The 13,755-nt window shown below is 65.3% G+C and carries 9 protein-coding genes; 6 read left to right on the top strand and 3 right to left on the bottom strand.

Features of this window, described 5'->3' with window-relative positions; translation table 11 throughout:
* Positions 1 to 10 precede the first annotated feature (10 nt).
* Entirely contained in the window at positions 11 to 709 is a 699-nt protein-coding gene (gene cuyB, locus CZ375_RS01980) for a cysteate racemase (RefSeq protein ID WP_077598720.1), read from the bottom strand.
* Between the two features lie 96 nt (positions 710 to 805).
* On the opposite strand from cuyB, the gene CZ375_RS01985 reads away from it, so the two are divergent.
* A complete protein-coding gene (locus CZ375_RS01985) occupies positions 806 to 2,068 on the top strand; it encodes an aminoacyltransferase (RefSeq protein WP_159438338.1) in 1,263 nt (420 codons plus the stop codon).
* A gap of 55 nt (positions 2,069 to 2,123) precedes the next feature.
* Here the strand turns inward: CZ375_RS01985 and CZ375_RS01990 are convergent, their stop codons facing one another.
* Positions 2,124 to 3,359 carry a carboxylate--amine ligase gene (locus CZ375_RS01990; protein WP_234966806.1) on the bottom strand — a complete coding sequence of 412 codons (1,236 nt, stop codon included), beginning with the start codon at positions 3,357 to 3,359 and terminating at the stop codon, positions 2,124 to 2,126.
* A 446-nt stretch (positions 3,360 to 3,805) separates the two neighbouring features.
* Between CZ375_RS01990 and CZ375_RS01995 the strand changes: the two genes are divergently transcribed.
* Entirely contained in the window at positions 3,806 to 5,077 is a 1,272-nt protein-coding gene (locus CZ375_RS01995; protein WP_077597651.1) for a C40 family peptidase, read from the top strand.
* An 80-nt stretch (positions 5,078 to 5,157) separates the two neighbouring features.
* Here CZ375_RS01995 and CZ375_RS02000 read toward each other — a convergent pair whose 3' ends face one another.
* A complete protein-coding gene (locus CZ375_RS02000) occupies positions 5,158 to 6,744 on the bottom strand; it encodes an FAD-dependent oxidoreductase (protein WP_159438340.1) in 1,587 nt (528 codons plus the stop codon).
* A gap of 283 nt (positions 6,745 to 7,027) precedes the next feature.
* On the opposite strand from CZ375_RS02000, the gene murJ reads away from it, so the two are divergent.
* The 4 genes from murJ (at position 7,028) to CZ375_RS02020 (ending at position 13,700) form a co-directional block, all read left to right on the top strand.
* Entirely contained in the window at positions 7,028 to 8,692 is a 1,665-nt protein-coding gene (murJ, locus tag CZ375_RS02005) for a murein biosynthesis integral membrane protein MurJ (protein ID WP_077598721.1), read from the top strand.
* Between the two features lie 148 nt (positions 8,693 to 8,840).
* A complete protein-coding gene (locus tag CZ375_RS02010; RefSeq protein ID WP_077597653.1) occupies positions 8,841 to 9,857 on the top strand; it encodes a lipid II:glycine glycyltransferase FemX in 1,017 nt (338 codons plus the stop codon).
* An 8-nt stretch (positions 9,858 to 9,865) separates the two neighbouring features.
* Positions 9,866 to 11,827 (top strand): excinuclease ABC subunit UvrC, encoded by a 1,962-nt coding sequence (gene uvrC, locus CZ375_RS02015; protein WP_077597654.1) that lies wholly within the window; start codon positions 9,866 to 9,868, stop codon positions 11,825 to 11,827.
* Positions 11,828 to 12,089: 262 nt separating this feature from the next.
* Positions 12,090 to 13,700: an ABC transporter substrate-binding protein gene (locus tag CZ375_RS02020; protein ID WP_077597655.1), complete on the top strand. Its 1,611-nt coding sequence runs from the start codon at positions 12,090 to 12,092 to the stop codon at positions 13,698 to 13,700.
* The last annotated feature ends 55 nt before the right edge of the window (positions 13,701 to 13,755 follow it).

The following is a 13,755-nucleotide window of genomic DNA, read 5'->3' on the forward strand; positions in this document are numbered from 1 at the left end:
GAGGCGATGCCTAGCGGTACTCCGCCCCGCTCCTCAGGATGGCCTCGCGAATGAGCACGTCCATGGCGTCCAGGCACCTCTCGGGCATCTGGTGGCTGTGCTTGATGACGGAGAGCTCGGTGCAGGCGAGTATCACCACGTCGCAGCCCTGCTCGTCGAACTCCCGCATCACGCGGTCGAACTTGTCCATGTCTGCGGGGCGTCCTGCCTTGACGTCGTCGTAGATGAGCGACATCACGTCGGCCTGGCGCTCGGGAGAGGGAACCACGCTCTGGGCACCCAGGGCCTCGCACTCCCGGCGGTATATGTCGGCGCGGACGGTCCCGTCCGTGCCCATGATGCCAACCCGCCTTGCCCCACGCGTCTCAACCGCCTCGCATGCCGCCTCGCGTGGCATGTGCAGGATGGGCACCTTGGTGAACGACTGGATCTTGTCGAAGAAGAAGTGCGAGGTGTTGCAGGGGATGGCGATGTGGGCACATCCCAGTCGCTCGAGCGCCTCCGCGTTTGAGCGCATGGTCTCAAGCAGGAGCGCGTCATCGCCCGTGAGTATGGCGCGGGTGCGGTCTGGCATGGAGGCCTGGCTCAGTATGGCCATGTCGATGTGGTCCTGGTCGGCATGGGCCTTGGTGTGACGGATGATCCCGTCGTAGAAGTAGAGCGTCGCCTCAGGGCCCATGCCCCCTATGACACCGAGCTTGTAAGCCATGGGCTCCCCCAACCAGCATGCACAGACATATCACAGGCGCATGCTACGCTTCGTGCTATGAATGCACCCCAAAGGAAAGGGCACTGCACACAGATTATGCGAACATTCACTCTGGAGACGCTCGAGCGCTCCGTTTTCGACAAATTCAGCTCGGAACACCCCCAGGGAAATTTCCAGCAGAGCAGTGCGATGGGCCAGCTCAGGGCCAGCCTTGGCGCTCGGCTTGAGTACCTTGGCGTGCGTGAGGGGGGCAGGCTGGTTGCAGCCGGCATGTTGGAGGTCCACAAGAGCAGGCTCTCCACCTTCGCCGTGGTGCACGACGGTCCCCTCTGCGACTACCACGACCAGGAGCTCCTCTCCTTCTTCCTGCGCGCCCTCAGGCTGCGCGCCCGCGAGGCCGGCGCCTCCCAGCTGGAGCTCACGCCCGAGGTCGTCTACCAGCTGCGCAATGCTGATGGACGGCCCGTCCCGGGTAGCCCGGCAGACGACCGGACGGTAAGCTCCCTGACGCTTGCCGGCTACATCCACGAGGGCCTCACCACGGGCTACGGCGCGGTGCCGCGCTGGCGCTTCGTGAAGGACCTGTCTGGCATCAAAGACGAGAAGGGCCTTGTTGCCAGCTACGCCAAGAGCACGAAGCGCAACGTTCGAATCGCGCTGTCGAGTGGCGTGAAGGTCCAGCGTGCCACCCGCGACCAGCTGGGGACCTTCCATGACATCTGCGAGCTGAGCTGCGAGAAGCAGGGCTTCGAGAACCACGAGACCTCCTACTACGAGGCCATGTTCGATGCTCTGGCGGATGCCGTAGAGTTCAACATCGCCTACATAGACTCGCGCGAGTACCTCGAGTCCTGGATCCAGAAGCGCGACGAGTACCAGGCGGAGTGCGAGGCCCTCTCCAAGTCCCTCCAGACCGCCCGCACGCCCGAGAAGGTCCAGAAGAAGCTCGACGACATGAGCTCCAAGCACGAGGCGTCCCTCAGGCGGGTCGAGGACGCAAAGGCCTATATCAGAGACGATGGCGAGTGGATCCCAGCCGCAGCAGCCGCCTTCGCCTGGCACGAGAGGGAGTGCGTCTACCTCTTCTCGGGCAGCGACCCCAAGTACGCCAAGTTCTACGCCGCCACCGCGATCCAGCACTCTCAGATGCTCTCCTGCATCGAGCGCGGGTGCGCGCGCTATAACTTCTACGGCATCAACGGCGTCTTCGACGACCCGCAAGACCCAGGCCGGGGCCTGCTTGAGTTCAAGCAGGGCTTCGGCGGCTTCGTGGAGGAGATGGTTGGTACCTTTACGCTGCCGGTTCGCCCCCTGGTGTTCGCCGCCAAGCAGCTGGCGCACCGCATCCTGCGCCGCTAGGCAGCAAGTCGCCGTTACAAAGCGGGAAGACATCGAGGGGGGCCCTGCCGTGCTCCTAGAACGCGGTGTCGGTGACCTTCGGATAGTAGCGCGCGAACTTGCGCCTGAAGTTCTCCGTCATGAGCAGCCCCATCAGGCGCGCCTTGAGCCCGTCGCCGGGATAGCGCATGGGGTTGAACACCAGGCCATCCCTCACCAGGCCATCGAACTCCTTCGTGAGGGTGCCGTCGGTGAGGTAGCTGCGCAGAAGGGACGTGGGCGTGCGCGTGTAGATGGCCTTGCGGCTGATGCGGGAGATTCCGCCCTTGTGGTCCACCAGGTCCGAGACAAGCACCTCCATGGGGTTGATGCCGCCCGCGCAGATGTAGTAGGAGTTGCAGCCGATGCGTGGGTTGAAGTCCATGAAGAGGACCTCGCCGGTGTCGGGGTCGCGCTTCATGTCAAAGTTTGCAAAGCCCCGCCAGCCGATGTCCTTGAGCAGCCCGCCCACCCTCTCCCAGAGCTCGGGCATGGGACGGCAGATCATTCCCACGGGGTTGCCGAAGAGGGTGGGCGCGTGGTCCTCCAGAAGGACCTGTGCGGAGGCGAACATGGTCACCTCGCCTCGCTGGTCCACGTAGGCGGTGATCATGTCAACGTAGCTGTCATCGCCCATGATGAGCTTCTGCACCAGGAAGTCCCCGACAAAGCCCTCGGCTCGCAGGTTTGCCCAGAGCTCGTCGAGCTCGGCCTGGCCTTGGATGAAGTAGACCTTCTTGAAGCCCCTCTGGTAGAGGCTCGTGTACTCCGCCGAGGATACGGCAGGCTTGGCAATGAGCGGGAAGGGCACGTTGGTGGGGGAGATGGGCTCGTCTCCGGCCAAGTGCACCACCTCGGAGTGGGGCGTCCCCAGCCCGTGCTCGCGGCAGAGCTCCGCGAAGCTGATCTTGTTGGAGACCCTCTCCATCACGTCATGCGGGGGCAAAGGGCAGATGACGTTTGCGGGGAGGAGGCCCTTTACCTCCTCGAGCACCGCCACCGCAGCGTCGGAGTTGGCCATGAGGATGACGTGCCTGTGGGTGTCCCTCGAGGCGATGTCCTCCAATGCGCCCAGAATGTCCTGTGCCTTGAGGTCCCTGGTGCGGTAGTGCTCGATGAAGCTCGAGTACTCGATGATCTTGAGGGGCTCGGGCACCACGCAGATGCTGGTGACGCCAAAGGCCTCATGGAACTCGCGGGCCAGGGGGTATGAGGAGATGTCGCCACCTATGATCACGGGCTGGATGTCCGTGCGTGTCTGATTCGTCTTCAACCTGCGCTCCATTCCAGGGAGGTGCGTGCGGGAATGCGGGCCTTATTCTAGCGCCTTGCCGCGTAACCTCGTTTTTCCGAGCCTCCCTCGGGCGAAATGATGTGCGCCAGCTTCTCCCTCAGTCATCTCGCCCATGAGGGAGCGGGCGGCAGGAGCTGGCCTTTCCCTGCAGGGGAAAGGGTGGTGCAGAAATCTTAAAGTCTTTTTGGTGCTTGTGGGCATCGAATGTGTTCGCGCCAGCGCCCGTGAGTTGCGCCAGGCAGGGCGGGTAGCGTCTCAAGGTACGAAAAGGCGAGGAACAGTCGCGCGATCCGTGCTGCTGTTCTGCGGATTACCTGCCACTTTCCGGCCTGATTCCGTTTGCATTCGCAAGATGTACGTTTTAGGCTAGACATGCACGGGAAATGAGGCATATCCGACGACTATGATTGGATTGGAGCGCGCAAATGCAGAATAATCACCACCGCGTGCAGATACATAGGTCCCTTGCCGTGGCGCTTGCCGCAGCCCTTGCAATCACACCCGCCATCGCCCCCCGCCTCGCCCACGCTGACGAGTCCACCGCAGAGCTCCAGTCGAAGCTCGAGGCGGCCCAGGCGCAGCTCGACTCCCTGCAGAGGAACCTTGACCAGGCCGAGGCCGAGCTGGGCAAGACCAGCTATGACCTTGACCAGACCCAGGCAAGGATCTCTGAGGTCACCGGCCAGATCGAGCAGAACAAGAAGGACCTTGCCGAGGCGCAGTCCTCGCTCTCGGAGCACATCTCAAGCTCGTACAAGAACGACACGGGCAACAGCTTGCTTTCCCTGGTGCTGAACTCCGAGAACTTCGACAAGCTGGTCGCCAACCTGTTCTATGCCAACAAGATTGCCAAGGACGAGGCCGCGGAGATCAAGAAGGTGCAGGACCTCCAGGCGGAGCTCGAGGCAAACCAGAAGGAGCTTAAGGACAAGGAGGCCGAGCAGCAGGCGCTGGTGGCCAGCAAGTCCGACGAGGCCCAGCGTGCCCGCAATGCCGAGTCCGACATGGCCGCCTACGTGAACCAGCTCTCCGATGACGTCAAGCAGGCCCTCGCGGCCGAGCGTGCCCGCATTGCCGAGGAGTCCCGCAAGGCGGCCGAGGCGGCTCTCGCCGCAGAGCAGGCCCAGCAGCAGCCCAACGGCTCCGACAACTCGCCATCCAGCAGCTCGAACAGCTCGAACGGCGGCGAGAGTTCCAACAGCTCGGGCAACGGCGGTGGCAGCTCCTCGAACGATGGCGGCGGCAGCTCCAGCAACGACAACGGCTCCTCCGACGACTGGGGTGGGGGCGGATCCTCCTCGGCAACCTCCGACCAGCGCAGCATTGCGGTCAACGCGGCGCTGGCCCAGGTGGGCAAGCCCTATGGCCATGACAACGACGGCAGCAACTGGGACTGCAACGGCCTTACCAACTACGCCTGGGGGCAGGCGGGCGTGGGCATTCCCCTGACCTCCGGTCACTATAGCTACGGGCAGTTCCAGTGGATGCGCTCCAGCGGCCGCTGGGTCAGCTCCGTGAGCCAGCTGCAGCCCGGCGACCTCGTCTTCTACTCGTACGATGGCGGCAACACCACCTACCACGTTGCCATGTACATCGGTGGCAGCCAGGTTGTCCATGCGGAGGGCTACAGCGTGGGCGTCACCGTGCGCTCCATCGACTGGTGCTACGGCTTCTGCGGCGGCGGCTCTCCCATCTAGGGACGAGAAGCCCAGGCGCAAGATCGGGGCGGGTGCGACTTTGAAAGTCGCACCCGCCCTTTCGCATGCCGGGCGAGAGGCTAGCGGGAGGGGAGGTCCTTGAGGGTCAGCGTGCGGGCGTGCGCCTGCCGGGGGTCTTGGCCGGGATGGTCCTCCCGGTAGTGCGGGCCGCGGCTCTCGTTTCTGAGTAGCATGGCAAGGACGCTTGCGCGCGCCGCCAGAAGCTGTCCGCGCAGCGCCTGGGCCTTGGCGATCTCCGGGAGGTCGGTGCTGGGCCGGAGGCCTTCACGCAGCCGTTCTCCCAGATCCAGGAGCCTCTCCATGGTGGACCGCAGGCAGTCCTCGCTCCTGAGCGCCATGCAGCCTTCCTGCATGAGGGCCCTCATGCCTTCCCCGAGCTCTGCCGCCTGTGGGCAGGCCCTCCCGTCCACGGCGGCCTGGCCCGCGCGGGCCAGCGGGTGCCCGTTTGCCCATGCGGACGCCGAGAGGCCGGCGGCATGGCCAAACACCAGGCAGTTTGCGCTCGAGAGGCCCCCAATGCGGTCTGCGCCGTGCATGCCGCCCGTGCATTCCCCGCAGGCGAAGAGGCCTTCGATCCCCCGCACGGAGGCATCAGGGTTGATGGAGACCCCACCGTTGCTCGCATGGGCGAAGAGGCCGATGGACAGCTCGTCGTCAACTCCCACCCCCTGGCCTTTCAGCCAGTCCCAGTAGGTCTGCATGAGCTCTGGCAGGGGATCGGGGAGGCCCTCGTAGCGCAGCCGCACATTGTGCGCGCGAGAGACGGCGAGGTCAAACTCCCTGGACCGCAGGCGAGAGGTGAAGGGGCCGTGCGTCGCGCGCTGGTCCAGTACGGCCTGGGCGCACGGGCCCAATAGCTCCCCTCCGTCGTCCGTGAGCCTGGCCCAGCGAAGGGCCTTCTCGTTGATCACGATGCCGCGCCTCGGCTCGAGCATCACGGGCATCATCTGGACGAACTCAAGGTTTACGAGGCCTGCGCCGTACGAGAGTGCCAGCCCCTGCACGGCTGCGTTGTTGTCCGAGGGTGCGAAGCTGTCCCGCCAGAGGCCCGCCATGCCGCCCGTGGCCAGAACCGTGCTGGCGGCCCTTGCCTGCACAAGCCGCGCGGGGCTTGCCCCTTTGTCCAGGAACAGCGCCCCCTGCACCCTGTTGCCCTCGCAGGCGAGGTCAACAAGCTCAAACGAGGGCAGGATGCCGACGCCCGCCTCGCGAAGCGCCGTCCCGCTCGCCTCGCGCAGAGAGGGCCGCTCGATGCCGCGCCACAGGCGGCTCTTGTGGTCGAAGCAGGGGATATACTCTCGCTCCCCTGCGTTTGTGGGCCTGCGCAGCCTGACGCCCATGCCCTCGAGGCGCCGTATGGCCCGGGGGATCCCCGCCACCAGCGTGCGCACGAGCTCCGGGTCGGCCATGCCACAGCCCACCTCCTCTATGCTGCGCGCAAACTCCTCCTGGTCCTGCTCACTTTCGGGTCCCACCAGGCCCATGCCCCAGGTGCCGCCCCGGAAGCTGGCGCCCCCAAAGTCATGGAAGCTGCCGGCAAGCAGGACGCGGGCCCCGGCCCGAGCCGCGGCAAGCGCCGCCTGGCTGCCCGCCAGGCCCATGCCCACCACCAGGACGTCTGCCTCAAGGACCGTGTCAACCCGCATGCGTGCCACCTCGCGTCTCTTGTCAGGACCTTTTGCCCTAGGGTAGCGGCTCGCCGCGCACCTTGCCATGCGGCCGCTGCTTCTTCCATGAACTGGCTCACCGAGGGGCATGTCTGCCGCCCATGCAATAGACTGGCTCTCAGAGGAGCCTCGTGGCGGCCGCGCCGCGCGAGAGGCACGCATGTCCGCTGCGAGATGGATGAGCCCCTCTGCCGTCTCATGGTCTTTCTTGGTGCCTGATGCGGGCCCCTGCGGGCCTTGCGGGCGCCTTCGCGAGGTTGAGATGTCACAGGCTATAGGCAATCGCTACGGTAGGCACTTTGCGGCAGAGACGCGCGCAGATGCGGCGCCCGTCGCCGTTAAGGCCCAGGACCAGCAGTCGGTGAGCCGCTCGGCCGCCCTCATGAGCGTCCTGGTCATCATCAGCCGCATCACGGGCTTCTTCCGAACCTGGGGCCAGGCGTACGCGCTGGGCGTAACGGCCCTGGCAAGTGCCTACACCGTTGCCAACGGCATGCCCAACCAGCTGTACGAGCTGGTCATGGGCGGCATGATCATGACCGCGTTCTTGCCGGTGTACATGTCGGTCAAGAAGCGCCTGGGACAGGATGGCGCAACGCGCTACGCCTCCAACCTGCTCTCGATCGTCACGCTCTTCATGGGCGTCCTCACGGTGGCCTCGTTCGTCCTGGCCGGCCCCATCATCTGGACCCAGTCCTTCTCGGCCACCGCGGAGTTCGACGCCGGGCTCTCTGTCTACCTCTTCCGCTTCTTCGTGATAGAGATCGTGCTCTATGCGCTCTCTTCCATCGTGTCCGGGGTCCTCAACGCCGAGAGGGACTACCTTTGGAGCAATGCCGCGCCCATCTTCAACAACGTGATCTGCACGCTCTCCTTCGTCTTCTATGCGGTCTTCGCCCAGAGCAACCCGGCCCTGGCCATGCTTCTGCTTGCCGTCGGCAACCCCCTTGGCGTGGCGGTTCAGGTGGTCATGCAGCTTCCCAGCCTGAGGAGGCATGGCATAGTCCTGCGGCCCCACATCGACTGGCGGGACCCGGCCCTCAGGGAGACGCTCGCCATCGGCGTCCCCACCCTCGTGGCCACCATTGCGTCATTTCCCACGGTTGCGGTGCAGACCTCCAGCTCGCTGCAGGTGAGCGCCGCGGGGGCGTCCATCGCCTATTACGCCAGGCTCTGGTACGTGCTGCCGTACTCGGTCTTCGCCATCCCCACCACGGTGGCGATGTTCACCGAGCTCTCTGACTTCGCCGCTGCGGACGACATGGCCTCCTTCAAGGAGGGCGTGCGCTACGGCAGCGAGAGGATCATCTTCATGCTGGTGCCGTTCACACTCTATCTGGTGTTCTTCGCCCCCTGCCTCATCACCATCATGGCGGCGGGCAAGTTCGACTCCCAGGGACTTGCGGACACCACGATCTACCTGCAGTGGCTTTCCGTCTCCCTGCCCTTCTATGGGATCAGCACCTACCTCCAGAAGATATGCTCCGCCCTGAGGAGGATGAAGTTCTTCGCATTTGCCATCGTGGTCGCGTCGGTTATGCAGGTGGTGTTCTGCCTGACGCTGACGGACGCGCTCGGCCTCGCCGGCGTCGCCTTCTCAACCACCCTGTTCTACCTGGCGGTGGACGTGGTCACCTTCCTGCACGTCCGCTCTCAGGTGGGCGCGCTCGGACTCAGGTCCATGCTGCTTTCAACCCTGCGCTCCACGTTTCTGGGCATGGCGGGCGTGATGGCCGGCGCTGGCATCTTCGCGGTCCTCAACCAGCTGGTGGGCCCCTGGGGCGTGTCCGTGAAGCTGAGCCTCCTGTACTGCGTCTGTGCCGGCGTGCCCGCGGTCCTGGTCACCTATGGCCTGGCGGCACTGCTCAGGCTTCCCGAGAGCGAGGCGATGCGGGCCATGCTCGCCCGCGTCCTTCGCCGCCGCTAGAGCCCGTGGCACTCGCTGGAGCTTTTGGAGCTACCGCGCATTTGCCGACGCGCCCAGGCGCAGTCGTACAATTGACCGACGGGCCGCCTCCTGCGGCCCGTCCGGTGCCCGGTGCCACAGATATGGCCACGTTGGTTTGGAGCGATGCATGCAGCTGAGACAGGTCACCTTCAAGCGCTTTGAGGAAGTCGCGCTCGAGCTGGGCGTCACGCTTCCCATCGAGCAGACCGAGGCGTGGTCTCGCCTCGAGGAGACCGTCGAGGGCCGCGCCCCCTGGGGCTGCTGCGTGATCGAGGGCGAGGACGAGAGGGTCAAGGCGCTCATCTCGTTCGTGGACTACAAGACCCACGGCTACCATTACCTGCGCTCCCATCATGGACCCGTCTGGGTCGAGGAGCCCGGCCCGGAAGAGGAGCGCAAGGCCATCCTCGCCATCCAGGACTTCGTGCGCGGGCGCGACAAGCGCCAGGTGTTCGCCCGCCTCTGCGTCAAGAGCGAGCTGCCCCAGACCCACCAGACGCTCTCCAGCTACCCCTATGACCAGACCGTGGTCATCGACCTCACCGGGGGAGACGAGCAGATCCTCTCGCGCATGAAGCCTCGCGGCCGTCGTGACGTGCGCAAGTCGCTGCGCGAGTGCCAGGCGGTCTTCGCGGACGAGACCGAGAGGGCCAGCGCCTCCTTCGACGAGTACTACGAGGTCATGGTCGAGACCGCCGAGCGGGACGACTTCGTGCCCGCGCCCTGCGCGGAGTACGAGAACATGCTGCGGATCCTGGGTCCCGGGCGCTGCCGCCTCTTTGCCGGCAGGATTGACGGCAGGCTCATCACCTGGACCATCGCCACCATCTCGGGCTCAAGCGCGGTGCGCTACTACGGGGCGTCTCGCGGCGAGGCGGCTCGTGCCCTCGCGACCGACGGGCTCATCTACTACGAATGCTGCGAGCTGGGACGCATGGGCTGCGTGAGCTACGACCAGATGGGCATCGGCAGCGACCTCACCCCCGAGCTCGCTCGTCTCAACACCTTCAAGACGAAGTTCGCCAAGGAGGTCACCCCGGTGGCCCCCGACAGGGACATCGCCTTCAAGGAGCTGGGCTATGCCGCCCTCGTGCGAGCCAAGTCGCTGCGTGGCTGGCTGCGCTCCGTCACCGGTCGGGAGTAGGTTTTCCCGTGCCTCCCCTGGACAGCCTTCCCCAAGGCGGCGTTGGCCCTGAGGGCGCGCCCACCCTCGCCGAGCAGGTGGCCCTCGTGCCCACGGAGCCCGGCTGCTACCTGTGGAAGGACGCGCACGACGAGGTCATCTACGTGGGAAAGGCCAAGAACCTGCGCTCGCGCATGTTCCAGTACGTCAACCTCACCGACGACCGCATGAAGATCCCCCTGATGATGCAGGTGGTGCGCAGCTTCGACTACATCGTGGTCGAGTCCGAGCACGAGGCGCTGGTCCTGGAGCGCAACCTCATAGCCCAGTACCACCCCTACTTCAACGTGGACTTCAAGGACGACAAGAGCTACCCCTACATCGCCCTCACCATGTCTGACGTCTTCCCGGCCATCAAGTACACGCGCGAGCGCCACCGCAAGGGCACGCGCTACTTCGGTCCCTACACGGACGCCCAGGCGGCACGGGAGACCATCGACACCCTGCGCAAGGCAGTTCCCGTCTGCAGCGCAAGCTGCGCGGAGTGGAAGAGGGCGCGTCGCTACCTGGAGTCGCATCCGGACGAGGCGGCCGTCGCCAACATGGTGCTCGCCAAGCGCGGCCGCCCCTGCTTCGACTACCACGTGGGCCGCGGGCCCGGAGTCTGCTGCGGCGAGATAGACACCGTGAGCTATGCGGCGAACGTCCGGCAGGTGGAGCAGTTCCTCTCGGGCAGAAGGTCTGCCATAGTCGGCGAGCTCGAGGGGCATATGCGCGATGCCGCGGCGGCCCTGGAGTTCGAGAGGGCGGGCCGCATCAAGCGCCGCCTGGACGTCATCGAGGGGCTCGACGACAGCCAGCAGGTCATGTTCTCCTCCGAGGTGAGCCTTGATTTGGTGGGCATCTACCGCGAGGAGACCATCTCGTGCGCCTGCGTCTTCGTGGTCCGAGAGGGCCGTACGGTGCGCTCCAGCGAGTTCATCCTCAACAAGGGCGCGGACGTGGACGAGCAGGAGCTCACGGAGGGCTTCATTAAGCGCTACTACGACGAGACCGCAGACGTCCCTGCCGAGGTGGACGTGGCGGTGGAGCTTGCGGACGCGGGCCTTCTGGGGGAGTGGCTCGGCGAGAAGCGCGGCCACCTCTGCCGCATCCATCGTCCCCGGCGCGGTGAGAAGAGCCACCTGCTCGAGCTGGCGTCACGCAACGCCCGCCATGCGCTCATGCGCTACATGGTGCGCACGGGATACGCCGACGAGCGCACCAACCAGGCGCTCCTGCAGCTCGAGAGCGCCCTTGCCCTGGACCGGCTGCCCCTGCGCATCGAGTGCTTTGACATCTCAACCCTGCATGGCAGCTTCACGGTGGCCTCCATGGTGGTCTTCACCAACGGGAGGCCCGACAAGGCGCAGTACCGCCGCTTCAAGATCCGTGCCGAGCTCGACGAGGCCAACGACTTCATGTCCATGGAGGAGGTGCTTGGCCGCAGGTACAGCCCCAAGAACATGGCAGACGGGCGCTTCGCCTCGGCCGCCCCGGACCTTCTGGTGGTTGACGGCGGCAAGCCGCAGCTCTCCGCGGCGCTGCATCAGCTGTCGGAGCTTGGCCTGGACATCCCCGTCTGCGGCCTGGCGAAGTCCGACGAGGAGGTCTTCGTGCCCTGGGACGAGACCCCCGTCGTCCTTCCCTCGGGGTCTCCCTCCCTCTACCTCATCAAGCAGGTGCGCGACGAGAGCCACCGCTTCGCCATCGCCTTCCACCGTGAGCTTCGCACCAAGGCGCAGACCGTGTCCATATTGGACGAGGTGGGAGGCGTGGGGCCCAAGCGCCGCAAGGCGATCATGTCCCACTTCGGCTCGCTGAAGCGCCTGAGGATGGCAAGCGTCGAGGACATTGCCGCCGTGAGGGGCGTAAACGGGCGCATGGCACAGGAGATCTTCGACGTGCTGCGCGCCTGGGAGGGCGAGAGGGCACAGACGGCCCAGGAGTAGGGAGCGCTTTTCTCGCGGGTCATTCTATTCACAATCTAAATTAAATATTCGCAGTTGGAGACGACGGCTGGGTGCGCACGGTTTCAGAAAGCGCTATCACTCGATAGTTGACTTTACAAGTTTGTCCGTCCGTGCCGCCTTGCATGCCGCTGGGCGGAGAAGGTTTCGAACATGTTGCGCGGATGTCATACCCTTCTCGGTGAAGGGGTGTGCCGCAAGGGCGGCGCACGAAGGCACGTATACGTGGAGTGCACCACAAGACATGGAGGATTTCATGAGCATGAACCTTTCTCGTCGTTCGTTCCTCGGCCTTGGCGGCGGCGCTGCGGCTCTGGCGGGCCTTGGCCTCGCCGGTTGCGGCAAGAAGGAGGAGGCGGGCTCCGACAGCGCGGCAGCCACCGCTGGTGGTGGCGAGCTGACGGTCGGCACCGCCTATGCCACCCAGAACTACCACCCGTCCACCACTTCTTCCGCCCTCGCCCTGAGCGCCAATCTCAACGTCGTCGAGGGGCTCTACGAGCTTGACTTCCACGACTACAGCACGCGCCCCGCCCTCGCCGCCGGCGACCCCACCAAGGTCGACGACACCACCTTCGAGGTCACCCTGCGCGACGGCGCCAAGTTCTCCGACGGCTCCGCCGTCACCGCCGAGGACGTTGCCAGCTCCTTCAAGCGCTCCAGCGCCAGTGGCAACATCTACGTCTCCATGCTGACCCCCATCGCCTCCGTCGAGGCCAAGGACGAGAAGACGGTCACCATCAAGACCGCCGTCCCCAACTTCTCGCTGCTCAAGGAGCGCCTGGCCATCGTCAAGGTCGTCCCCACCGCCGCCACCGACGAGGAGCTCACCGCCAAGCCCACCGGCACCGGCCCCTGGATGTTCAGCGAGGTCTCTGACGCGACCGTCACCCTCGTCCCGAACGAGAACTACAACGGCGAGCTCGTCGCCAAGGACAACAGCATCCGCTACGACGTCCTGAAGGACGCCACCGCCCGCGTGACGGCCGCCCAGCAGGGCACCACGCTGATCTCCGAGTCCGTCCCCGCCGACTCCATCGACCAGCTCAAGAGCGCCGGCATGAGCGTGGACACCGTCCAGGGCTTCGGCACCCGCTTCATGATGTTCAACGTCGCCAAGGCTCCCTGGGATAACGTCAAGGTGCGTCAGGCCGTCATGTTCGCCCTGAACTACGACCAGATGATCACCAACGCCATGAACGGCATGGCCGCCGCACCCTCCTGCTACCTGCCCAACGACAAGGCGTTCCCCAACTACCACGAGGCCTCCGTCGTGTACAAGTACGACCTCGAGAAGGCCAAGGCGCTCATCGCCGAGTCCGGCGTCACTCCTGGCGAGGTCACCCTGCGCACCACGGACAAGGACGACATTGTCGCCATGTCCACGCAGATCAAGAACGACCTCGACGCCCTGGGGTTCAAGGTAACCATCCAGACCGACACCTCCGCGGCGACCTACGCCGCCATCGACGGCGGCGAGGCCTATGACCTTCTGCTCGCCCCTGGCGACCCCTCCTGCTTCGGCGCCGACCCCGACCTCCTGCTCAACTGGTGGTACGGCGACAACACCTGGATGCAGAAGCGCTGCCCCTGGAAGGAGTCCGCGGAGTGGAAGACGCTCAGCGAGACCATGGCCTCCGCCCTCGCCGCAAAGGGAGAGGAGCAGCAGAAGCTCTGGAACAGCTGCTTCGACCTCATTGCCGAGAACGTGCCGCTGTATCCTGTTCTCCAGGTGAAGACCTCCACCGCCTCTTGGCGCGAGACCGCCAACGGCGACGGCGTCAAGGTCTCCGCTGACTTCGCCGGCATCGGCACCACCGGCATCGCTCTCACGGGCGTCACCACCGTCAAGTAGTCACACGGACAGCAAGGGAGGGCCCGGGCATCCACGAAAGAAGCCCGGGCCCTTC

The sequence above is a fragment of the Olsenella urininfantis genome, assembly GCF_900155635.1.
Taxonomy (GTDB): Bacteria; Actinomycetota; Coriobacteriia; order Coriobacteriales; family Atopobiaceae; genus Olsenella_G; species Olsenella_G urininfantis.